Genomic DNA, 21,634 nt, shown 5'->3' on the forward strand with positions numbered 1-21,634 from the left:
CTTCAGGCTTTACCGCTGAGTGCTCCGATTCCCTGGCTTAACCCCTCTACCGTCAGCGGGTACATACGACCTTCTATCAGTTGGCGCACCATCTCGATGCTTTGGGTGTACCGCCAGTACTCGCGGCCGATCGGGTTCAGCCAGATACTGCGTTTGAAATGGCGCCTTAAGCGTTCAAACGACACGGCTCCAGGCTCTTCGTTCATGAAGTCGATACTGCCGTATGCCGCCGCAATTTCATAAGGCGCCATAGCAGCATCGCCCACAAAAATAACTTTGTAGTCCGGCTCGTATTTGTGCAGCACCTCGCTCAGCGGCGTCACCGATTGCCGCCCGAGGCGGTTGTCGTGCCAGACGTGATCGTAGATGAAATTGTGGAAATAGAAGTGCTCCAGGTGCTTGAACTCGCTGCGACAGGCCGAGAACAGGGTTTCACAGACCCGGACGTGATCGTCCATCGACCCGCCCACATCCAGAAACAACAGCACCTTAACCGCATTATGCCGCTCAGGCCGGGTGCGAATGTCGAGCATGCCCGCGTTACGGGCGGTGTAGCGAATGGTGTCGTCGAGAGCCAGTTCCTCACGCGCACCGGTGCGGGCAAACTGACGCAACTTGCGCAGCGCCATTTGGATGTTTCGGGTGCCAATGTCGACCTGATCGTCCAGGTTGCGATACTGGCGTTGTTGCCACACCTTGGCCGCACGGCGGTGTTTGCCAGGGCCGCCAATGCGAACGCCCTGAGGGTTGTACCCACCATGCCCGAACGGACTGGTACCGCCAGTACCGATCCACCGGTTGCCACCTTCGTGCCGTCCTTCCTGCTCTTTGAGCCGCTCTTCCAGCGTGGCCAGCAATTCATCGAGGCTGCCCATGGCCTCCAGTGCGGCTTTTTCCTCGTCACTCAGATCGCGCATCAATTGCTGGCGCAGCCAGTCTTCGGGGACGTCCACTTCCAGCGGGTTCGGCAGTGCTTCAAGGCCGTCGTAGAAGTCGGCGAACGCCCGGTCGAATCGATCGAACTGGGTTTCATCCTTGACCAGGCACAACCGTGCCAGCTCGTAGAATGCATCCGCGTCGGCCGACCCCAGACCGGCATCGAGAGCCTCCAGTAGCGTCAGCAGTTCTTTGGGCGTGGCACTGACCCCATGCTGGCGGACTGTGGTAAAGAAGCGAATCAGCATGACAATTCAGCGCTCGCGCCGGCTCATGAAGGCCAGCCGTTCGAGCAAGTGCACGTCCTGTTCGTTTTTCAGCAAGGCACCGTAGAGCGGCGGCAATGCCTGACGAATGTCGCCGTCTTGCAGCGCATCGGCGGCCAGCCGGTCGCTGACCAGAAGCTTTAACCAGTCGATCAGCTCAGACGTTGACGGCCGCTTCTTGAGACCGGGCACTTCCCGAACCTGAAAGAAAACCTGCAAGGCGTCGCGCACCAGTCGGGATTCAAGATCCGGGAAGTGCACATCAACAATGGCCTGCAAGGTCTCGGCATCCGGGAACTGAATGTAATGAAAAAAGCATCGGCGCAGGAACGCATCGGGCAGTTCTTTTTCATTGTTGGAGGTAATGATCACCACCGGCCGCTGCACCGCTTCGATGGTTTCGCCCGTTTCATAGACGTGAAACGCCATGCGATCGAGCTCGACCAGCAGGTCATTGGGAAACTCTATATCGGCCTTGTCGATTTCATCAATCAGCAACACCACCCGTTGTTCGGCGGTAAAAGCCTCCCAGAGTTTGCCAGGGCGAATGTAGTGCCGGATATCATGCACCCGGTCATCGCCGAGCTGGCTGTCGCGCAAGCGCGACACCGCGTCATATTCATACAACCCCTGTTGCGCCCTTGTAGTCGATTTGATGTGCCACTGAACCAACGGCATCCCCAGCGCGGCGGCAATCTCTTCGGCCAGCAGAGTCTTACCGGTGCCTGGCTCCCCTTTTACCAGCAAAGGCCGCTGCAAGGTGATGGCGGCATTCACCGCGCGCTGTAACTCACCCGTGGCAATATAACGATCGGAACCGGAAAACATCGACATTCGAAAACCTGTACAAAGCGGATTTGCACCGAGTGTAGGCCGAGCCGGGCACAGAATAAACGGTTGTCATGCCAGCACGTCTTAATGGTTGCTAATTGGATGGGCTGCCTGTGGATTGTTGACTGGTAGCTCCTAACCATCGTTGCACTGGGCTGGGAGGCAGTCGGCCGCACGTGCATCGGGTAAGTCGATTTTATACTTTGTCTGTTACCGCTAAGAATCCCCGAGGATATTGCTCTTAAGTGTTGGCCAGGTAACTGCGAATACCCGCGTTGGTTTCAGACCCGGGAGCCAGGCGGCTGGCGATGAGCATGACATCCATGGCCTGGGTCATGCGATAGCGGTCAGCGTCGCTGAGAGCGGCTGCGTCTGAATCGTTGGCCAGCGCCTGCTCAAGGCGTTGCTGCAGGGCCTTGTATTGAGGAGCATTGGACAGCGGGGAAGACGCCTTAAGTTCGGTCAGGGCTGCAGAGGTTTCGTTGAGTAACAGTGCCAGATTACCGTCTTCGGGCACTGTACTGGCCAGGGCTTCGAGGTCCTGTTGCAGGTCGATGATCGCCTGTGGTCCGGCATCTTTAATGGCCGGTTGATCAGTGTTGTTCGCAGCCTGTGACTGACCCAGTAAACGCTCTGCTTCACTGCTGTCGATAAATTCGAGTTCTTGCAAACGACTGATAAAAGCAGCGCTGACTTCGAAGCTAGGGCCAGTAATGGTGAACTCTTCATTTAACGCCGCAAGGCGCTCTGCCCGGGAGCTGAAAGTGGCGCTGTCATCACTCGTTGCCGTGGCTGATTCTGCCTGAGCAGTTTGGGCAGGCAGCGTGGTGGCGCTAACCGCTGTGTCCTGCCCGCTGGCGTTCTGGTTCACCCCGGTTGGCGACACTGGGGTTAGAGGTGAGATGGCCATCGTTTGCATCCTGTCTGGAATCTTGAGCGATCCATTGCAAGGGCTATTCCAGTTAGCTGGAACCCGCGCTACAAGGCGTTTTTCTCATGTTTTCTGTTAACGAAAAGCAGATTCCGGTCAGAATACCGGAGAGAGTTTGCCGCATATAAAACGCACGGTGATCCAACGTAAAGGTGTCGATAAGTTTAATTGGCTTCCGGAAAATTAATGTTTGACCAACTCAGTCAGTGATCGGTGCCGGGTAGGGTCTCACGGGGTAGTCCGCAGCAGGGATGCTGCGGTCTAGGCTCCAGGGATGGATTTACGCCGACCCCGTGAGCCCCTACCCGGTGCCGGTCACGAATTCTGCCACCGAATAGAATTCAACTTTCCTGAGTCAACCACCCAGGCCGGCGGCGGGCGAATCACCTGGACAGCGCCCAACTGGCCAGCGTATCGCCGATGGGGGCGTTCAGGGTCAGGTCCATCAGGGCGTCTGCCCGGGTGGCTCCGAGGTTGAGGGTTGCCATGGGAATGTTGGACTGGTGGGCGTGGCGGCAGAAGCGATAGCCTGAGAAGACCATTAGGGAGGAGCCGATGACCAGCACGGCATCGCTGGCTTCCATCGCCGCCATGGCGTGTTCTACCCGGGTCTTGGGGACATTGTCGCCGAAGAAGACGACATCTGGCTTTAAAATGCCACCGCACTTTGGGCAATCGATGACCTCGAACTGACTGAAATCCAGTTCGAGGTCGGCATCGCCATCGGGGGCGGTTTCGGCGCTGTAGCCGTTGAAGGCGGGGTTGGCGAGGCGTGAGCGATCGTGGACTTCATCGCGCGGGCAACGGGAGTGACAGCTCATGCATACCACTTCGTCGGCCCGGCCATGCAGGTCGACCACCTGTTGGCTGCCGGCTTTCTGGTGCAGCCGGTCGACGTTCTGGGTGACCAGCGCCGACACCTGCCCGGCTTGCTCCAGTGACACCAGCGCCTGATGGGCGGCGTTCGGAGCCGCGGTTTGCATCACCGGCCAGCCGATCAGGCTGCGACCCCAGTAGCGCTGGCGCACCGGGTGGCGGGTCATGAACTCCTGGTGTTGAACCGGGGGCCGGCGCTTCCAACCGCCTTTATCGTCGCGATAATCCGGAATGCCCGAGGCCGTGCTGATGCCCGCGCCAGTAAGAATGAACAGCCGGGGGTGCCGGTCAATGAAGTCCGCAAGCCGCTCTGCCGCCTCCCCGACAGCCAAAACCCGGGGGTCACGGCTGGATGGTGGCATGGCGATGCTGCGAAACCCTGACTCGGCGGCCCTCATTATGTAGCTGTCTCCATTGGCGGTTGGTTAGCGAAGATTCGGAAGATGCCCCTTTAGCATACGACACTAAACCGGTTTTCGTTCACGCAAACACCGTAATGGTTTGTCGGCTAATCGCGATCAGGTCGCCATGCGCATTCCAGATATTGGCCTCAGTGTGGCCGTAACCTTCACCGGCCTGGCGGGTGATGGCGCGATACCCGAACCAGGCATCGGCCGGTACCTCGGCATGGGGGTGCAGGAATTCCAGATTCCAGGCCAGGGTACTGGCGGGCGCAGGTGCCTTCAGTTGCTGCAACAGTGTGGGCGGCCAGGCGTCGATCAGGGTGATCAGATGCGCATCGGTGAGCACGGCCGGGGCTTCCCTGAACCGCATAAACCCACCGTGGTGTGACGTATCGGAACCACTAAAGGCGATGTTGCCATCGATCAGGTTAACGTCGATGTGCTGGAAAAACTGGGGCGTTACCTTGGGTATAAAGGGCAGAAAGACCGGTTTCTCCGGCAAAGTAAAAGGCGGTGTCTCGGTATTCTCGACGCCGGTGACGGAGGTGCGCGCCTGGCCAAAGCTGGCCAGAATGGCCACGCCCACTTGCCCGTCCTGCACCACCCGGGCTTCTACCTGAGTAACGTTTTTGCCCTCGCGCAGCACCTCGACCTGAAACCCGAAGGGTGAGTCTGTCGCTACCGGGCCGACAAAGCTGATGCTCATAGAGCGCAAGACCCGGTCTGCAGGTACCGATGCCCGCATTACCTGATACGCCAACCCGGCCGACAAGCCTCCGAAGACGGTGCGGCCCTGGCCCCAGCTGTCGGGCACCGTCATTGTCTGGTCAGTGCCGCACTGGCAGGCCCGTTCCAGGAGTTCATCTATGGTCATGGTCGTGATTCCTCATGTGGCCAAACCGGCCGGTTATCATCGTTGCGGCGGCTCGGCCCCACAGGCCCAGCACAGCTCGAAGCTGCCGGCATTGCGTTCGCCGCACTGGCCGCAGAACCAGTCGGCCTCATCAGCCTGAGCCGTTGACTGGTCGATCAACTCGCGGGCGCGTGCTTCGTCATCGTCTTCCGCCACCCAGAGCTCAGGCCAGACATCGATCGGTGCCAGCTCGCCCATGGCGCCAACGGCGAATTCATTGCGCACCTGGCAGTCGATCCCATGGGATTCCAGTAAATGGCGTATATGGATGACGGCAAAGTGGTTGGGGTGGGTAAACACCAGCTTCATGGAGCCTCCTGTCAGTAACCCTCAGCTTAGGGAAGGCGGGGGAGCGGTGCAATGCAGACGCGATCTTTTCATAGAGATTGAGCAAGACGATAGGATGCACCGCCATGCCCCCGTATAATCGACCTCTTGAGAATCATGGAGTCCCTGCATTATGTCTGGTGTGTCTTCCCAATCACTGGCGGTACAGTTGAAACGCGTCGAGTCGAGCCGTCTGTTTCAAATTGTGGTCATCAGCATCATCATTTTGTCGGCCATTACCATCGGCGCCAAAACCTACGATGTGCCACCACTGCTTAGCCGCGCGCTGTCGGTGATGGATTACGCCATCACCTATTTTTTTCTGGCTGAGATTCTGTTTCGATTTGCGGTCTGTGAAAACAAGAAACGCTTCTTGCGCGATGGCTGGAACTTGTTTGATACGCTGGTGGTGGTCGGCAGTCTGATCCCGCTCGACAATGCTGATGCGGTCCTGATTGGCCGGTTGTTGCGGGTGTTCCGGGTGTTGCGTCTGGTCTCGGTGGTGCCGGAATTGCGGTCGCTGATCAATGCGCTGCTGAAGGCGATTCCACGCATGGGTTACATCGCGCTGCTGATGTTTATTATTTTCTACATCTACGGCGCCATCGGTTCGCTGTTTTTTGCCAACATCAATGAATACCTCTGGGGCGATGTCTCCATTGCCATGCTGACGCTGTTTCGCATCGCGACCTTCGAAGACTGGACCGACGTCATGTACGAAACCATGGCTGTTCATCCGCTCAGCTGGATTTACTACCTGACCTTTATTTTCCTGACAGCTTTTGTGTTTTTAAACATGATGGTCGGTGCCATTCTCGATGTCATGACGGCCGAGCAAAATGCCAGCTCACAGGAACAGGCCCACCAGGAACGTCACGATCTGGCCGAGCAAATGAACCAGATGCAGGCACAGATGAAGCGAATGGAGCAATTACTGGAAGGGCAATCGAAACCCTAAAACAACCGTTTCAATTTCCGGTCCGTCAGGTGAGTATCACGGCGTGATTTCACCTGTGCAAGAAACAATTCCGCCGTTGCCAGTGCATCGCTGAACGCATGGTGTGAGCGGTAGTGCGGCAAGCTGTAACGGTGGCGGCAGGCATTCAGGTTCAGGGTAGCATGGGTGCCCAGCCGGTCTGGTGGGACGCGGCGTTTTTCGTAGAGCATGGTGTCGAGCGTTTCCGCTTTTGGCCAATGCACGCCAAGACGCTGACTGTGCATTTTCAGAAAACGCAGGTCGAGTGGCGAGTGGTGCATCACCCATATGTCGTGTTGGTGCTGCGCCAGTTGCTGTTTCAGCCAGAGCCGCAGGTCTACGCCCTGTTCGCGTTGCTGGTCGGTGATGTGATGCACGTGGGCGCTATCGCTGACGTCGTCACCCATCAGGGCGCTTTTCCTGAACAGGCAATAGCCTGCCTGGTCCAGCTGAACGACACCATCCTCAATGCACACCCAGCCCGCGCTCAGGATGTGACTGTCGACGGGGTCTAGCCCGGATAATTCCAGATCCAGTACCCAATAACGTCGAGATTCCCAGGCGTCGCCCGAGCGGAAAAAGTGTTTGATCCAGTTAACCAAGCTGACCTCGCGCAAAGCGTTGCAGGGCCAGCGACTGGGCGCGTTTGATGGTGGCGAAGGCGTCTTTAAGGTGTGCCCGGGTCAGTGAACTGAGGGTATCCGGGTCAACAAAGCTGGTGGGTTCTTCGCCATTGGCCAGGGCATTGCTCTGCCCTTCAATGCGCAGGTGCGCGATCAGGGACCAGGCTTCGATCAGGCTTTCGGCCAGCTCGCTGTCGATCGTTCCGGCGGCTTTTACCGCCAGCAGCCGCTCTTGGGTGTTGGCCACAGTCACACCCGAAGCCAGGGCGTAGACCCGGGCCAGGTCGTTCACCAGCGCGACGCCGCGGTGTTTCAGGTCCAATGCGTCTTCCTGTTCACCGCTGCTTTTCAATACGAACTGGCGGAAAAAACCCAGCGGCGGGCGGCTGCGCACGGCGGTTTGGGTAAGCATGGCAAGGAAGATGTCGGCCTTAGGGGTACGCTTCGCCAGATGCGCCTGTATCGGATCGAGCAGGCTGGCATCGCCATCGATAACACGTACGTCGAAGAAGATGCTGCTGTTGAGCAGGGCCTCGGGGGTGGGCTGGTCGATCCAGTCATCGAAGGCGGCTTGCCAGCCGGCGACGCTGCGCCGCCATTTGGGGTTGCGCGCCATGATGTCGCCCGGGCACAGCACGTAGCCGCAGCGGTCGAGCGCGACACAGACCCAGTCAGACAGGGCCGCAAAATAATCGGCCTCTTCCGGTGTCGGTTCACGCGCCAGAATCAGAGCGTTGTCCTGATCGGAGGCGAAAGTCTGGTCCATGCGGGCCTGGGAACCGAACGCCAGCCAGGCAAACCGCATCGGTGCCTCGCCCACTTCCAGCTTGGCCAGGCGCAGGCATTGCTGTACGAAGGCATCGCCGATGGCCGCCAGTATGTGGCCCATCTCGTAGGGGCTGGTGTCTACCTGCACCCAGTTGTGTATCAGCCGCGGAATGCGGTGGCGCAATTCGGCCAGGGCGTCGAGCGATGACTGACGCTGAATGTCGTTGATCAGGTACAGCGGCGACACCTGCTGGGCACGAACCAGGTCGGTGGCGGAGATCATGCCGACCGGCTTGCCTTTTTCCATGACCGGCAGGTGATGGATTTGCTGCTGGGTCATCAGTTTCTGGGCATCGAACAGGGGAGCGTCGACATCGATGGTCGAGGGTTCGTCAGTGGCGATGCCCGACACCGGCAGGGTCAGGTCCATGCCTTCGGCCACGGCGCGGTTGCGCAAATCCCGGTCGGTGACGATGCCGGCCAGGGTGTCGCCGTTCATCAGCAACAGAGACGAAACCCGGTGCTCGCGCATAATGCCGGCGGCGGCTTTGATGCTGATGTCGCTCTGGCCGATCACCGGCCCCAGGTGCGCAAATTGCCGTACCGACTGGTTCAGGGGCTGCTCGAAGCGGGGCTGCACATCGCGGTCGAGCAGCATCCGGTTCTGGCGGTGGCGCTGCTCGCTGATCTGCTGAAAGAACTGGCGCATTGGCTGGTAGCGTTCGCACAGGGCGGTGAAATCGTCACTCGACAGTTTGAACACCAGGGCATCTTCAATGGCGAACACCCGAATGCCGCCGGTGTTGCCTTCGAGCAGAGTGTTGACGCCGAAAATCTCGTGTTCGCCCAACCGGTCGATCAGTTCATCGTGCTGGGTGCGCAGTTCGAAGGCGCCGGTACGAATCAGGTACAGAAATCCGGTCAGGGTGAGCGCTGATTGCTGTGCCCGGGGTACGTAGTCGATGCTCAGCCGTCGGGCGACTTCTGAACGCTCTTCGGCCGAGAGTGCCGAAAACGGCAGAGTCCGGGCCAGGAATTCCACTACGTCGTGCAAATCATCGCTGTTCATCGTTCATCCTCTGCCTGGGCGGCTCGTGTGCTCCTGCAATCTACCATGGCTGCGACGGTTTTTCCCGGTCTTCGGCGGCGACCCGGCAGTGATGCCATCCGCTCGTAACAATGGGCCCTTAAGCTGCGTATTTTATCCATCAAGGCAGGGGAAGGGTATGTCATTCACTACATCGATCACTGCAGGCGCGCCACGTTATGTGTGCCGGGCGCTGGGGTTGCTGGCGCTCGGTTTTATGGCCGGGCCAGTACTCGCCGGTACCTTGAAGATCTCGACGCTCTATCCGCCGGGTTCAGCCCCGGTGCGCAGCCTGACCGAGCTGTCCGCCGAGCTTGAAAGCGCGACCAGCGGCGCCCTGACGCTAAAGGTCTACCCGGGCGGGGTGATGGGGGATGATGCGACGGTAATGCGCAAACTGCGCATCGGGCAATTGCAGGGTGCTCTGGTCAGTAGCAGCACGCTGGAAGCACTGGAGGTGGAGATTAGCGATCTCAGCCAGCCGTTTCAGTTCGACAACCTCGGTGATGTACACCAGGCCCGGGAGACGTTCGACGCAACCATGCGCGAGCGACTGGCCGAGCGCGGCTGGTATGGCTTCGGCCCGCTCGACGGAGGCTTTTCCTACGTCATGTCGCAGCAACCGGTGGCGGACTTGGCCGGGTTGAGGGCCAGCAAGCTCTGGCTCCCCAATACCGATGCCATTCGCGAGCTCAGCCAGCAAATCCGTGTGGATTATCAGGTACTGGGCATTGCCGATGTGCTGCCGGCCCTGGAAACCGGGGCACTCGATACCCTGGTCGCGCCGCCCAGTGCCGCCCTGACGCTGAACTGGCACAGCCGGGTTGGCTACTTGACCGACCAGCCCGTTGTGTACACCTGGGGGATGCTGGTGCTGCCCGAACGCAGCCTGGCCCGGCTAACGGCCGACCAGCAAGCTGCCGCGCATCGGGTGCTGACGCTTTGGGCCAGCCAGTTGGATGAGCAAATGCGGGACAGTAACCTTGCGGCGGACCAGGCGTTGCGCCAGCAACTGACCGAGGTGTCAATCGCGCCCCCCACCCTGAGCTCAATTCGAGCGGAATTAGGGCAATTCGAGCGCCCGGGTAACGGTTCGTAACACGCGGTGTAGGATTGGGTAACATCAGACCGGGCTGTTTTGGCGTGCCCGGCTTCAGGAAGCGTTAGGGCACCAGCCCCGGGGTGCAGGCGTTCGCCTGTCAGTGGAACGCTGAAATTCACTGAATTTCAACAGCCTGCCAAGGAGGATAACCGCTGGCAAAAAGCAGGCTGGTAACGGGTCTGCCTTTTGCCAGCGGCTGTTTCAGACCGGTGTTGCCGGTGTGAACCCAGATCGCTCAGAACAACTCCAGATCCAGATCGTCCAGGTCTTTGCGCAGCCGTTGCTGTTCCATATGATCTTCGATGGCGCGGCGTGCGGCCAAGCGGCGATGATTATTGGAACGCTTGTTCTCGCTGGATTCAGTGGGCTTATGCAACTGATCGTCTTCAATATTAGCCAGTTCAAGATCGAACAGATTGACCGACATAAATTGAGCTCCTTAGGGCGACTGCCGTTTTCTTATTGTTGATCGTAATGGAAACAAGGGTGTGGTTTCGGATAGTGTCCGTTTCGGGAAAGGCCTGATGACACCAAACCGGGCGCCATATTATCCGCTTCGTATGGCAATTCAGTGACGCCAGTCAATGTCTTCATCGAACAGGGAACGACCCGCTACCGAGCCTTGCCTATGCAGTTTGTATGCCCATATTGGTATGGTATTTTAAGCCCAAAAGATCGCATTGGGCTGAAAGGCTCAATGCACCTGAATGGGCGAGGCCGCCAGGTGCATCTGGTGGCGTTGCTTCACCAGCGCCAGCAGGGTGTCGGCGTTCATCGACTGGCTAACCAGCCCGCCCTGGGCGATGTCACACTCCAGTTTCTTCAACAAGCGCAGTTGGGCCGGTTGCTCGACCGGGCTGGCGATAACCGCCAGGTTCAGACTGTGCGCCATCTCGATCACCGCCTTGAGCACCGGCTGCTGGCCTTTGGAGACGGCCTCCCGCACCAGGCCCGGTGCGAGGCTCAGCGCATTAACGGGCAGGTACTTCAAATGGCTCAGCGACGACTGGCCGGCGCCGAAGTCACCCAGCACCAGCCTCACCCCCAGCGTTGACAGGCGGTCGAGCACGCCGCGCACATGGGCGACGTCGGCCATCAACTGGCTTTCCGTGATCACCAGTTCCAGTGCATCGCTGGCCAGCCCGGTACTGGAGAGCACGGCGCTGATCTGGTCGACAAAACCCTCATCGTCGAGCTGGTTGCTCGCCAGTCGCAGCGACAGACGCACTGTTTCACAACCTTCGCGCTGCCAGCGCACTGCCTCAGTGCAGCTGCGTTGCAAAAACCAGTGCTGCAAGTCCGGACCCAGGCCGACGGTGTGAGCCATCGACAACAACACGTCCGACTCCAGTCGGCCGTAGACTGAGTGATGCCAGCTAACGCGTGCATCCACCCCCTCCAGCTGGCCGTTCGCCAGGCGGGTACGCGGCCAAAAATCGAGATGCAGCACCTGTCCGTCGAGCGCCTGCCTGAATTCACGGGCCCAGGCATCCCCCAGCTGCGGCAACCCGGGTGGGTAAGCCGCGTGGTAATTGATGGTGTTGCCGCCGTTAGCGCTGGCCTGAATCATCGCCTGTTGCGACAGTGTCAGTAGGGTGTCGATGTTGTCGGACTGAACCCGGCACACCCCGATACTGGCCGTCACCGACACCACCTGATCATCGACCAGCATCGGCCGCGCTACTTCCTGCAACAGGGTTTTCAGACAGTCTTCCAACATTGCCCGGTCGCCTTCGTATTCCAGGAACAAGCCAAACCGGTCGCCTCCGAGCCGCGCCACCCAGCGCAGCGGATCATTCTGATTGGTCAGCCTGGCGGCGACATCGCGCAACAACTGATCACCGGTGTCGGTGCCAACGTGACGGTTCAGCGCCGCAAAGTCATCGAGGTTCAGAATGGCAATGGCATAGTGGTCTGGCAGCAGCGGATCGTGCCGGTGAAAGCCGGCCAGCAACTCCTGAAAAAAGCGCCGGTTGTAGACCCCGGTCAGCGCATCGTAGGCGTCTTTATCGGTGGGAATCAGGCCATTGTAACGCTGCGACAAATCCTGACAGATGCCCAGATAGTGGCTGATGGTTCGGTCTTTGCTGCGCACCGCCGTGAGTGTCAGCAACACCTGAATACGGCGCGAGCCGCCCACTCTGATCACCAGGTCTCCGTGCCAGCGCCCGTTGTTGAGCAACGCCTTGGCGATGCATTGCGACTGATGGGTGGGCAGAATTGAAAACAGATCACGCCCCAGTAGCTGACTTTTCTGCATGCCCACGATCTGACTGAACATCCGGTTGGCCGTTTTGAAACGCTGGTCGCGACCCAGTACAAAAACACCATCAGAACTGTTGTTGAACAGCGAGGCTGACAAGCTGAGTTCTTCGCGCTGGCGCATGTCGGAGCTGATGTCGCGCCGGGTGCCGACCATGCGCACTGCCTGACCAGACTCGGTGCGTTCAATCACCTTGCCGCTGTCTTCCAGCCACACCGGCTCGGCACCCTCATCGGTCACCAGGCGATAGCGGGCGTGGTAAAAATCGCTGCGCCGGGTCAGATGGGCCGACAGGGCGCGCTTGACCTGGCCTCGGTCATCCGGGTGAACCCGGGCAATCAGGTCGATGCTATCCTCCGTTTCTGTGTTCTGGCCAAAGAACCGATGCTGGTCGGAATGGTAAACGCGGCGGCCGGTGATGTCCCAGTCCCAGAAGCCAATACCACTGGCTGTCATGGCCAGGTTCATTTGCTCTTCGTGCTTGATCAGCGACTGGTTCACCTGCTTGCGCAACGCAACTTCTTCCTGCAGGCGTTCATTACTCTGGTGTAACGCCCGGGTACGTTCTTCAACCGTGGCTTCCAGGCTATCGCGATTGCGCGCCAGTAACGCATTCAGGCGTTTGTTCACCAGCGCCCGACGCATGGCACGACGCGCCATCAAATGCCCCTGCCAGGCGCCCAGCAGCACCATGCTCATCAGTGGCAGATGCACGTCGATCAGGGTTTCGGCCGGCAGCGGCGGGCCGACGAAGACGGGCAACACCATCACCGGTGCCCAGGCGGCCAGAAAGGCTCGCCACTGGGCATACAACGCGATGGCCGCCATACCGACATAGGCAATGGACAGTGTCAGGCAGAGCCCACCGTAATGTGCCTCGTAGCCCCAGACCGACGATTGCAGTACCGTCAGAACAACAACGGCCGGCATCGCCCTGAACGCCGGGTACTGCGCCTGCCAGGCCAGTCCAAATCGGGACAACACCAGGCCCGCCGACGCCAGCAGTGCAATTAACCCGCCCACCAGCCACATATCGGGCCGCGCCGGGTGCACCGCAACACACACTAGCCCCATGGCCAGTGAAGACACCCACAGCAAATTGCTGTGGCGCAACACCTGGCGCTGGCGTTCCTGACGAAATGAGTGGCTGGCCGACTGCATGTTCAATCCTGACGGGTTTCCGCTGGAGTATAGACCAGCCATAGCGGTCCGCTGCGCGAAGTTAGCCAAACAGTCAGGAATTTCGACTAAAGGTTTATACGCCGCGCGCCCATCCACAAAGGCCAATCCCTTCTGGTACACTACCCCTGTTTTTTTGTACAGTGACCTTGCCGATGAGCCTGAATGCCCTGCTAGACCAACTCAACCCCGAACAACGCCAGGCTGTGGAGAGCGATGCCCAGCATCTGCTGGTGCTGGCGGGTGCCGGCAGCGGCAAGACCCGGGTGCTGACGCACCGCATTGGCTGGCTGATAGCAGCCGGTTTGGCCTCGCCCTACAGCGTGCTGGCCGTCACCTTTACCAACAAGGCCGCCCGGGAAATGCGCGGCCGGGTTGAAGAGTTGCTGGAAACTCCCTCGAACACCCTGTGGATCGGCACCTTTCACGGCCTGGCGCACCGCTTGCTGAAACACCACAACAAGCTGGCCCACCTGCCCGATAACTTTCAGGTCATGGACAGCGATGATCAGTTGCGGCTGGTCAAACGCCTGATGGTCGATCTGGGCATCACGGATGAGCGGGTACAGCCCAAGCAGGTGCAGTGGTTCATCAACGGCCAGAAAGACGAAGGCATTCGCGCCGAGTACGTCCAGACCCATGGCGACTGGTTTCAGGAAACCCTGAAAAACATCTACCTGCGTTACGAAGAAATCTGCCAGCGCAGCGGCCTGGTCGACTTCGGCGAATTGCTGTTGCGCGCGCACGAACTCTGGCTCAACAACCCGGACTTGCTGGCCAACTACCAGCAGCGGTTTACCCACCTGCTGGTCGACGAGTTTCAGGACATCAACACCATTCAGTACGCCTGGCTGCGGGTACTGGCCGGCGACAAACTCAGTCTCACCATCGTCGGCGATGATGATCAGTCCATTTACGGCTGGCGCGGTGCCAAGGTCGAAACCATTCAGACCTTCAATCAGGATTTCCCCGGCACTCACATGGTAAGGCTGGAGCAAAACTACCGCTCCACCGCCACCATTCTCGATGCCGCCAACGCCGTCATCGCCAACAACCCAGCCCGGCTTGGTAAAAGCCTCTGGACCGAAGGCGATCGCGGCGACCCGATTCGCCTGTATGCGGCCTTCAACGAACAGGACGAAGCCCGTTACGTTGCCGACGAAATCAACCGGCTGATGGAAAACGGCACCAACGCCAACACCATCGCCATGCTCTACCGCTCCAACGCCCAGAGCCGGGTACTGGAAGAGGCGCTGATTCACAGCCAGATTCCTTACCGCATTTATGGCGGCCAGCGTTTCTATGAACGGCTGGAAGTCAAAAACGCCGTCGCCTATTTACGCCTGGTACTCAACCGCCAGGACGACGCAGCAATAGAACGCATCATCAACGTACCAACGCGCGGCATTGGCAACAAAACCATCGAAACCCTGCGCGTGCTGGCGCGTGACCAGGGCTTTTCATTGTGGGAAGCCTGCTTGTCGGCACTGGAAAATTCAGTATTGCCCAAGCGCGCTGCCAACGCCCTCGAAGACTTCATGCTGCTGATTGCCGACCTTGAGAGCATTGTTAGCGAAAAAGAAGAACTCGGGGACATGGTCAAAGACGTCACCGCCGCTTCCGGGTTGATTGAACATCATGAAAAGGAAAAGGGCGAGAAAGGCCGGGCTCGCGTCGAAAACTTGCAGGAACTGGTCTCCGCCGCTCAAAGCTTCGCTGGCAATGACGAAGCCGACACCCCGGTTGCCCTGCTCGCACAATTTCTCGGCGAAGCCTCACTCGACGCTGGCGACAGCCAGGCCGATGAGTTCGAAGACAGTGTAAATCTGATGACACTGCACAGCGCCAAAGGCCTGGAATTCGACCATGTATTTCTGGTCGGCCTGGAAGAAGGGCTGTTCCCGCACAAGATGTCGATGGACGACGCCTCCGGCCTGCAGGAAGAGCGACGACTGGCCTATGTAGGCATCACCCGCGCGCGGCAGATTCTCACCCTCACCTACGCCGAAAGCCGTCGCCTCTATGGCTCGGAAACCTTCAATTCTCTGTCACGATTTGTACGGGAAATTCCGCAGGAATTGCTGACCGAAGTGCGCTTGCGATCAACGGTCAGCCGGCCGGTTAATTTCGGCCTGCAACAAGACATGGCCATGGACGATGCCGGCTTCAGCCTCGGCCAGCGCGTGCTGCACCCCATGTTCGGCGAGGGCACGTTAGTCAACGCCGAAGGCGGCGGAGCCCATGCCCGGGTACAAGTCTCTTTCGACGACGGCAGCGAACGTTGGCTGATGATGCAGTACGCCAAACTCGAAGCGATCTGAGATGACCGGTGTCACCATCAACAGCTTTGCCCCGGTTGAACCGACACAGGCCAGAGTGCTTATCATTGGTTCAATGCCGGGCAAGGCATCGCTAAACGCCCACCAGTATTATGCCCACTCACGCAACGCCTTCTGGCCAATACTCGGCCACTGGCTGGGCTTTGATGCAACACTACCCTACGAGCAACGGCTGACTCACCTGACCCACCATCACATCGGTTTATGGGATGCCCTCTACCAGTGCGAACGGCCATCAAGCCTCGATGCGGACATCGTAAAAACCAGTATCGTCCCGAATGATTTTGCCGCCTGGTTTGCCCGCCACCCGAACACACAGGCGGTACTGTGCAATGGCACAGCAGCGTACGATAACTATCGCAAGAAAGTCCTGCCAACACTGAGCACCACAGACCAGACCCTGCCTCTACACAAATTACCCTCAACCAGCCCGGCACACGCCAGCCTCAGTTTTGAACAAAAGAAAGACCAGTGGCGGATACTACTCGACTATTTATAAACCCAAGTTTCGGAGTGTGGTTCACTTCTATGGCATTGGCCCGCACCGGATACCGGGTATGCCTCTGTGGCTGGCACGATCTCAGAGCTACCAAGTAAACTAAGCCACAGAACCAGACCGGCTCAGGGCGTCAAGCTGCCCGAGCCGATGGCTTCTTCAAGTAGCATCATTTGTGCTGACAGGGGGTCGTGGCCGTTGGGTTTTTGCTGATGATAGCGACCGTCGGGATCGAGTTCCCAGGCTTGCTGGTTGTCGGTCATGTACAGCTCGAGATCCTTGATGACCTTGTCGCGCAGTTTTTTGGTCAGCAACGGGAAGCCGGATTCGACGCGGTGAAACATGTTGCGACTCATCCAGTCGGCGCTGGCAAGAATGACCTCCGGGTCGTTATCGTTGTGGAAACAGAACGCCCGGGTATGCTCCAGGAACCGGCCCACAATGGAACGCACCCGAATGTTTTCCGAGATGCCCTTGATGCCCGGGCGAATCTGGCAAATACCGCGAATGATCAGATCAATTTGCACACCGGCCTGGCTGGCTTCATACAGCTTGCGCACCAGTTGCTCTTCATACAGTGAATTCATTTTCGCGAGCACCCGGGCGGGCTTGCCCGCCTTGGCGAATTCGATCTCACGATCGATCTTGCGCATCAGATTTTTGTGCAGCGTAAACGGCGACTGATACAAGCACTCCAGCTTGCTCACCTTGCCCAGGCTGGTCAGTTGCAGGAAGACCCGGTAGACATCGTCACCAATCTGCTTGTTGCAGGTCATCAGACCGTAATCGGTATAGATCTGCGCGGTTTTCGGGTGATAGTTGCCGGTGCCCAGGTGCACATAATGCCGCAGTTTTTCGCCTTCGCGCCGGGCGATAAGCAGCATTTTTGCATGGGTCTTGTAGCCGACTATGCCGTAGACCACGTGAATGCCGTATTCCTGCAACCGCTCGGCCAGCGCCACGTTCGCCTCTTCATCAAACCGGGCCAACAGCTCAATAATAACGGTTACTTCCTTGCCCGCCCTGGCGGCCGACACCAGCGCTTCAACGATGATCGAATTCACACCGGTACGATACAGGGTCTGCTTGATGGTCAGCACCTGCGGGTCTTTCGCGGCCTGGCGTATCAGATCCACGACCGGCATGAACGAATCAAACGGATGATGCAACAGAATGTCGCCCTTGCGAATGGCATCGAAAATGGTGTCCTTGCGTTTCAGAACCCGCGGCACCCTTGCATCGAAGGGGGTATAGAGCAGATCAGGCCGGTTAACCTGGTCGATCAGCGTGACCAGTCGGTTCAGGTTGACCGGACCGTCAGCGCGGTACAGATCGACCTCACTGATTTCAAACTGCTTGAACAAAAACTGCACCAGTTCATCCGGACAGTTGGCGGCGACTTCGAGGCGCACTTCATCGCCGTACTGGCGGTACACCAGTTCGCCTTCAATGGCGCGGCGCAGGTCACCGGTTTCCTCTTCATCGACAAACAAATCGGAATTGCGCGTTACCCGAAACTGGTAACAGCCGATTACTGTCATGCCGAAAAAGATTTCGTCCATGAAATAGTGAATGATTGACGACATGAAGACGTAATCGTTCGAGCCAGATTGAGTTTGCTCCGCTGGCAATTTGATCATATCCGGCAGGGCGCGCGGGCACTGTACGATGGCCTGGCCGCTGTTGCGGCCGAAGGCATCTTTGCCATCGAGCTTGACGATGAAGTTAAGGCTTTTGTTCAGAATGCGCGGAAACGGATGCGCCGGATCTAGCCCGATCGGGCTCAGCAGCGGCAAGACTTCATGTTCAAAATAATACTGCAGCCATTGCGTTTGCTGCTCGCTCCAGTCTTCGCGTTTAATGACTCGAATGTCGTGCTCTGCCAGTAACGGCAACAGGGTGGTGTTCAGAGTGTCGTACTGGCGCTGGACCAGATCATGGGCTCGGCCAGCGATCTGGTCGAGCTGGGTACGCGGTGAAATGCCCTCCGGCCCGGTGACCATGGAACCAGCTTCAAAGCGTTCCTTCAAGCCGCCAACGCGAATTTCAAAGAACTCATCCAGATTGGTGCTGGAAATGCACAAAAATCTCAGCCGTTCGAGCGGTGGGATGGTGTCGTCCAGTGCCTGAGACAGCACCCGGTCGTGAAATTCCAGCAACGACAGTTCGCGGTTGATGAAATGCTCGTGCGTAATCGGTTCAGCCATGACCCACCTCTGATTCAGATGCGATCAGTGTATGACAAAACTGTTGCAGAGGTATGACAGACGACAGGATTTACGCTTTTCGTTCTTCTTGGCAAGGGTGGCTGGCATTCGTCCCGGCCGTCAGGTTGGTCTGGCCGGGGTCGGCGTGAACCCATCCATGGGGCCTAGATCGCAGCTTCCCTGCTGCGAACTACCCCGGCAAGACCAACCTGACAGCTGGGACTTGATGGGTTGCCTACTTTCAACAAAACCAGAACCGAATCCGTAGAACAATAGGGTTTATTGTTCCGCGATCGGCAGGTACACACCATTAGCCACATTATTCAGATGAACCTGCACTTTCTGTCGTTCCTGAATGGCTTGCAGCCCCTGATTAAACGCCTCGGTCAGCGCTTCGCCTCGGGGGCTTCGGGTAAAGATCAGGCGGTATGGCCAGGTTTCGATGGGAGTTGGGTCGTAGCTGATGTCGTTCTGCCGGTCGGCGAAATCCTGCTGCAGAATGTGCAAGCCGACCAGTTTGTCCATGGCGTAGGCATCTATTCGCTGCGACAGGAGTTTTGAGAAGTTCTGCTGTTCTGTGGAGACGAGCTCCATCTCCACGGCCGCCCCTGCGGCCCGGGCGGCGTCGAACCAGGGGTAGCTGGCGCTGCGCAGGCCGCCAAAGCGTTTGTTGTCCAGATCCCTGAATTCTTGCCAGATCAGCGGGTTATCCTTGTGGTAAAAAAATACCGCCTCCCCTTCCAGAACAACGTCTGAAAACAGGAAGCTGGCTTGCCGCTCTTCTGTCTTCACCCACAGAATCGACGCGTCGTATTGGCCACTCTCGACATAGACAAGCACTCTGGCCCAGGGCAGAAAATCGATTTCCACGTCCATGCCACTGGCCTGAAACGCTTCTTCAACGATGTGTGCCGCCACACCATAATGCTGGGCGGTTCTAGACAAATAAGGGGGCCATTCACCAACGGCAATGCGCACTGTTTCCTGGGCTACCAGGGGGCTACAGCATGCCAGCGACACCAGGCCAAGGAGTATTTTACGAACTGAGACCATTACATCGTTCTGCCGAATGGGCCAAGACAATCTAAGCATAGCCTACTGCAAAAAAGCCTACCGATTATTCTGCTCAGCACCGGCGCGCCACCGTACTGGCGACCCTGCCAGCCTGCAGGGGCTACGCCATCAGGCATTAAACGCGAGTGCCTGGGCCGTGACCGTGGTGTTTTTGCGCTTTGAGTACTCAAGCCAGTTCATGGCAACGTTGAGCTCTTTGATGATGGTGGCCGCTTCAATCACCGTACCGTCTTCGAATTCGATGGATTCGGTGGTATGGCCATCGCTGATGAGGGTCAGGTCGTAACCCCGCTCCAGCGCAGCGTGGGCGGTTGCGCGGATGCACCAGTTGGAGGCAGCCCCGGCCAGTACCAGGTGCGCAACACCCAACCCTTGCAGCACCGTTTCCAGTTCGGTCTGCTCAAACGATGAATTGAAGTGTTTGTTAATGCGAATCTCGCTTTCTACAGGTTCCAGTTCAGGCACCAATTGCCAGAGTGTGCTGTTCTGCTGCAGCTCTTCATCGGAATGCTGAACCCAGATAACGGGCACGCCTTCGGCACGGGCGCGGCTTACCGCCAGGGCGACATTGTTGGCAATGCGTGCGGTATCCCAGGCGTTGGCCAGCACACCCACTTGCATGTCGACAACGACCAGCGCGGCGTTGTTACCATTCGGATTTGTGGTCATCCCTAGCACCTCGTAGCGTTTTGAAAACCAACAAGCCTAACGCCTAGATTACGACTGAACGGGACCGCTGTCCAAGCCCTGTTATGCGACATGTCGCATTCGGAAACCAGTTGACAGCGCATCCTCAAAGGCTTCATATTAAAACCGGACAGCCGGTATGTTTTGATCGAAAAGGACCTTTTTATGATGCTATTTGAACGGGAATACCCCATTCCTGGCGCCTTCAAGGAAGTGCTCGGTGCCAGGCAAAGTGCGGGCGCCTTGCTGTGCATTGCACTCACTACTGCACTGGCAGCGGTTTTCTGGAGCCAGGTTCCCAGGCCGGAAGGGGTGCCCTTTGGGCTGGCGCGATGGATTCTTGCCTGGTTGCTGATGCTCGATATCGCCGCTGGGGCCGTGGCCAATTTTACCCCCGGCACTAACGCTTTCTACGCACAACGCCCCGCCTGGCGCTGGGGGTTTATTGCCATTCACCTTCACTTGCTGGCAATAGGCTGGTTGCTCGGTTTACCCCTGACGCCACTGCTGTGGGTTTGGGCTTACACCATGATCACTGCGTGTCTGGTTAACGCCTGTTACGGCCGTGCCTGGCAACCCGTTCTGGCGGGTAGCCTGGTCTGTGTTGGCATTCTGGTGATTACCCGGCTGTCACTGCCACCCTGGCAACTGTCGCTGGCTCTGTTGTTCATGATTAAGGTGCTGTACGCCTTTGCGGTGAATCATTACCCAGAACGGGAGGCTCCTACCCTGTGATGTCGATTACCATCGGGCCCCTGGCCAGCCCGGACCAGGCCGCTGTCAGTGCCTTGCTGAGTAACGCCTTTGCCGCTGACCCGGCTTACCACTACTTTCTTGAAGGCTGCGCGCCGGCTGACCGGGACCGCTACCGCGATCACCTGGTGCGGTTTATCGTCAGTTATCACTGCCGGTCGGGGATGCCGGTCTGGGGAGTGACCCGCCAGGGCGTGCTGGTTGCCTGTGCCCTGCTGGAAGTACCAGCCCCGGGCTGGCGACGAGCCATTGCCGTGCTCACAACGCTGCCCTCGCTGATTGGCCGGGTTCCCTGGTCTTGTGTGGCGCGAATGAACCGTTACGCCCTGCACAGTCGCCAAGGCCTGCCAGCGACCTTTCGCTACTTTCTGGTCAAAATCGGGGTCGCACCCGGCCAGCAAGGCCAGGGGTTTGGTAAACAGCTGATCCAGGCCCTGGCTGACTATTGCTTTCAGCTGGGTGAAACGCTGGCGCTGGATACCGAGAACCCGGCGAACGTGCCCTTGTACCAGCACCTCGGTTTTCACCTGCACGACGAACGAAAGCTGGATACACTGAGCATTTACCGACTGCACCTGCCACCGGAGTAACCCGAA

General features: G+C 58.3%; 19 protein-coding genes. 6 read left to right on the forward strand and 13 right to left on the reverse strand.

Features of this window, described 5'->3' with window-relative positions; all coding sequences use genetic code 11:
* Positions 1–2 precede the first annotated feature (2 nt).
* The 6 genes from ACHUE7_RS14795 to ACHUE7_RS14820 all read right to left on the reverse strand — a co-directional run bounded on the left by ACHUE7_RS14795 (position 3) and on the right by ACHUE7_RS14820 (position 5,466).
* Positions 3–1,184, reverse strand: coding sequence for a vWA domain-containing protein (locus tag ACHUE7_RS14795; protein ID WP_394170670.1), 1,182 nt, complete (start codon positions 1,182–1,184; stop codon positions 3–5).
* A 6-nt stretch (positions 1,185–1,190) separates the two neighbouring features.
* Positions 1,191–2,036, reverse strand: coding sequence for an AAA family ATPase (locus ACHUE7_RS14800; protein WP_394170671.1), 846 nt, complete (start codon positions 2,034–2,036; stop codon positions 1,191–1,193).
* A gap of 238 nt (positions 2,037–2,274) precedes the next feature.
* Positions 2,275–2,943 carry a hypothetical protein gene (locus ACHUE7_RS14805; RefSeq protein WP_394170672.1) on the reverse strand — a complete coding sequence of 223 codons (669 nt, stop codon included), beginning with the start codon at positions 2,941–2,943 and terminating at the stop codon, positions 2,275–2,277.
* A gap of 404 nt (positions 2,944–3,347) precedes the next feature.
* A complete protein-coding gene (locus ACHUE7_RS14810; RefSeq protein ID WP_394170673.1) occupies positions 3,348–4,202 on the reverse strand; it encodes an NAD-dependent protein deacetylase in 855 nt (284 codons plus the stop codon).
* Between the two features lie 118 nt (positions 4,203–4,320).
* The gene (locus ACHUE7_RS14815; RefSeq protein WP_394170674.1) at positions 4,321–5,118 is read right to left on the reverse strand and encodes an acyl-CoA thioesterase; all 798 of its coding nucleotides are present in this window, start codon (positions 5,116–5,118) and stop codon (positions 4,321–4,323) included.
* A 36-nt stretch (positions 5,119–5,154) separates the two neighbouring features.
* Positions 5,155–5,466: a putative signal transducing protein gene (locus ACHUE7_RS14820; protein WP_394170675.1), complete on the reverse strand. Its 312-nt coding sequence runs from the start codon at positions 5,464–5,466 to the stop codon at positions 5,155–5,157.
* Positions 5,467–5,617: 151 nt separating this feature from the next.
* Between ACHUE7_RS14820 and ACHUE7_RS14825 the strand changes: the two genes are divergently transcribed.
* A complete protein-coding gene (locus tag ACHUE7_RS14825) occupies positions 5,618–6,442 on the forward strand; it encodes an ion transporter (RefSeq protein WP_394170676.1) in 825 nt (274 codons plus the stop codon).
* On the opposite strand, the gene ACHUE7_RS14830 is transcribed toward ACHUE7_RS14825, so the two are convergent.
* Together ACHUE7_RS14830 and ACHUE7_RS14835 are read right to left on the reverse strand one after the other, a co-directional pair.
* On the reverse strand, positions 6,439–7,062 hold the full coding sequence (locus tag ACHUE7_RS14830; RefSeq protein ID WP_394170677.1) for a 3'-5' exonuclease: 624 nt from the start codon (positions 7,060–7,062) through the stop codon (positions 6,439–6,441). The two genes, ACHUE7_RS14825 and ACHUE7_RS14830, sit on opposite strands and share 4 nt — an antisense overlap.
* The gene (locus ACHUE7_RS14835) at positions 7,055–8,920 is read right to left on the reverse strand and encodes a DUF294 nucleotidyltransferase-like domain-containing protein (protein ID WP_394170678.1); all 1,866 of its coding nucleotides are present in this window, start codon (positions 8,918–8,920) and stop codon (positions 7,055–7,057) included. The genes ACHUE7_RS14830 and ACHUE7_RS14835 overlap by 8 nt, the downstream gene beginning before the upstream one ends.
* Positions 8,921–9,077: 157 nt before the next feature.
* On the opposite strand from ACHUE7_RS14835, the gene dctP reads away from it, so the two are divergent.
* Positions 9,078–10,037, forward strand: a complete 960-nt coding sequence (gene dctP / locus ACHUE7_RS14840; RefSeq protein WP_394170679.1) for a TRAP transporter substrate-binding protein DctP — start codon at positions 9,078–9,080, stop codon at positions 10,035–10,037.
* A gap of 238 nt (positions 10,038–10,275) precedes the next feature.
* Here the strand turns inward: dctP and ACHUE7_RS14845 are convergent, their stop codons facing one another.
* Complete coding sequence (locus ACHUE7_RS14845) at positions 10,276–10,467, reverse strand: PA3496 family putative envelope integrity protein (RefSeq protein WP_127560298.1); 192 nt, start codon at positions 10,465–10,467, stop codon at positions 10,276–10,278.
* A 267-nt stretch (positions 10,468–10,734) separates the two neighbouring features.
* The gene (locus ACHUE7_RS14850; protein ID WP_394170680.1) at positions 10,735–13,464 is read right to left on the reverse strand and encodes an EAL domain-containing protein; all 2,730 of its coding nucleotides are present in this window, start codon (positions 13,462–13,464) and stop codon (positions 10,735–10,737) included.
* Between the two features lie 173 nt (positions 13,465–13,637).
* Here ACHUE7_RS14850 and uvrD point away from each other — a divergent pair, with 173 nt between their 5' ends.
* Together uvrD and ACHUE7_RS14860 are read left to right on the forward strand one after the other, a co-directional pair.
* On the forward strand, positions 13,638–15,803 hold the full coding sequence (gene uvrD / locus ACHUE7_RS14855) for a DNA helicase II (protein WP_394170681.1): 2,166 nt from the start codon (positions 13,638–13,640) through the stop codon (positions 15,801–15,803).
* A 1-nt stretch (position 15,804) separates the two neighbouring features.
* Positions 15,805–16,320 (forward strand): DNA-deoxyinosine glycosylase, encoded by a 516-nt coding sequence (locus tag ACHUE7_RS14860; protein WP_394170682.1) that lies wholly within the window; start codon positions 15,805–15,807, stop codon positions 16,318–16,320.
* A gap of 122 nt (positions 16,321–16,442) precedes the next feature.
* Here ACHUE7_RS14860 and ppk1 read toward each other — a convergent pair whose 3' ends face one another.
* The 3 genes from ppk1 to ACHUE7_RS14875 all read right to left on the reverse strand — a co-directional run bounded on the left by ppk1 (position 16,443) and on the right by ACHUE7_RS14875 (position 20,267).
* Positions 16,443–18,524, reverse strand: coding sequence for a polyphosphate kinase 1 (gene ppk1 / locus ACHUE7_RS14865; RefSeq protein ID WP_394170683.1), 2,082 nt, complete (start codon positions 18,522–18,524; stop codon positions 16,443–16,445).
* Between the two features lie 279 nt (positions 18,525–18,803).
* On the reverse strand, positions 18,804–19,616 hold the full coding sequence (locus tag ACHUE7_RS14870) for a substrate-binding periplasmic protein (RefSeq protein WP_394170684.1): 813 nt from the start codon (positions 19,614–19,616) through the stop codon (positions 18,804–18,806).
* 90 nt (positions 19,617–19,706) lie between these two features.
* Positions 19,707–20,267, reverse strand: a complete 561-nt coding sequence (locus tag ACHUE7_RS14875) for an isochorismatase family protein (protein WP_394170685.1) — start codon at positions 20,265–20,267, stop codon at positions 19,707–19,709.
* A gap of 183 nt (positions 20,268–20,450) precedes the next feature.
* Between ACHUE7_RS14875 and ACHUE7_RS14880 the strand changes: the two genes are divergently transcribed.
* Together ACHUE7_RS14880 and ACHUE7_RS14885 are read left to right on the forward strand one after the other, a co-directional pair.
* Positions 20,451–21,020: a hypothetical protein gene (locus ACHUE7_RS14880; RefSeq protein WP_394170686.1), complete on the forward strand. Its 570-nt coding sequence runs from the start codon at positions 20,451–20,453 to the stop codon at positions 21,018–21,020.
* Positions 21,020–21,628, forward strand: coding sequence for a GNAT family N-acetyltransferase (locus tag ACHUE7_RS14885; protein WP_394171070.1), 609 nt, complete (start codon positions 21,020–21,022; stop codon positions 21,626–21,628). The genes ACHUE7_RS14880 and ACHUE7_RS14885 overlap by 1 nt, the downstream gene beginning before the upstream one ends.
* The last annotated feature ends 6 nt before the right edge of the window (positions 21,629–21,634 follow it).

It is taken from the genome of Saccharospirillum alexandrii, assembly GCF_043641555.1.
GTDB classification, from domain to species: domain Bacteria; phylum Pseudomonadota; class Gammaproteobacteria; order Pseudomonadales; family Natronospirillaceae; genus Saccharospirillum; species Saccharospirillum alexandrii_A.

Excerpts from the sequence above, each read along its gene's own strand:
- ACHUE7_RS14820 (WP_394170675.1), bottom strand. The coding sequence starts at position 5,466 with ATGAAGCTGGTGTTTACCCACCCCAACCACTTTGCCGTCATCCATATA.
- ACHUE7_RS14835 (WP_394170678.1), bottom strand. The coding sequence starts at position 8,920 with ATGAACAGCGATGATTTGCACGACGTAGTGGAATTCCTGGCCCGGACT.
- ACHUE7_RS14815 (WP_394170674.1), bottom strand. The coding sequence starts at position 5,118 with ATGACCATAGATGAACTCCTGGAACGGGCCTGCCAGTGCGGCACTGAC.
- ACHUE7_RS14885 (WP_394171070.1), top strand. The coding sequence starts at position 21,020 with ATGTCGATTACCATCGGGCCCCTGGCCAGCCCGGACCAGGCCGCTGTC.
- ACHUE7_RS14800 (WP_394170671.1), bottom strand. The coding sequence starts at position 2,036 with ATGTCGATGTTTTCCGGTTCCGATCGTTATATTGCCACGGGTGAGTTA.
- ACHUE7_RS14810 (WP_394170673.1), bottom strand. The coding sequence starts at position 4,202 with ATGCCACCATCCAGCCGTGACCCCCGGGTTTTGGCTGTCGGGGAGGCG.
- ACHUE7_RS14825 (WP_394170676.1), top strand. The coding sequence starts at position 5,618 with ATGTCTGGTGTGTCTTCCCAATCACTGGCGGTACAGTTGAAACGCGTC.
- ACHUE7_RS14850 (WP_394170680.1), bottom strand. The coding sequence starts at position 13,464 with ATGCAGTCGGCCAGCCACTCATTTCGTCAGGAACGCCAGCGCCAGGTG.
- ACHUE7_RS14805 (WP_394170672.1), bottom strand. The coding sequence starts at position 2,943 with ATGGCCATCTCACCTCTAACCCCAGTGTCGCCAACCGGGGTGAACCAG.
- ACHUE7_RS14845 (WP_127560298.1), bottom strand. The coding sequence starts at position 10,467 with ATGTCGGTCAATCTGTTCGATCTTGAACTGGCTAATATTGAAGACGAT.
- ACHUE7_RS14795 (WP_394170670.1), bottom strand. The coding sequence starts at position 1,184 with ATGCTGATTCGCTTCTTTACCACAGTCCGCCAGCATGGGGTCAGTGCC.
- ACHUE7_RS14880 (WP_394170686.1), top strand. The coding sequence starts at position 20,451 with ATGATGCTATTTGAACGGGAATACCCCATTCCTGGCGCCTTCAAGGAA.
- dctP (WP_394170679.1), top strand. The coding sequence starts at position 9,078 with ATGTCATTCACTACATCGATCACTGCAGGCGCGCCACGTTATGTGTGC.
- ppk1 (WP_394170683.1), bottom strand. The coding sequence starts at position 18,524 with ATGGCTGAACCGATTACGCACGAGCATTTCATCAACCGCGAACTGTCG.
- uvrD (WP_394170681.1), top strand. The coding sequence starts at position 13,638 with ATGAGCCTGAATGCCCTGCTAGACCAACTCAACCCCGAACAACGCCAG.
- ACHUE7_RS14875 (WP_394170685.1), bottom strand. The coding sequence starts at position 20,267 with ATGACCACAAATCCGAATGGTAACAACGCCGCGCTGGTCGTTGTCGAC.
- ACHUE7_RS14870 (WP_394170684.1), bottom strand. The coding sequence starts at position 19,616 with ATGCTTAGATTGTCTTGGCCCATTCGGCAGAACGATGTAATGGTCTCA.
- ACHUE7_RS14860 (WP_394170682.1), top strand. The coding sequence starts at position 15,805 with ATGACCGGTGTCACCATCAACAGCTTTGCCCCGGTTGAACCGACACAG.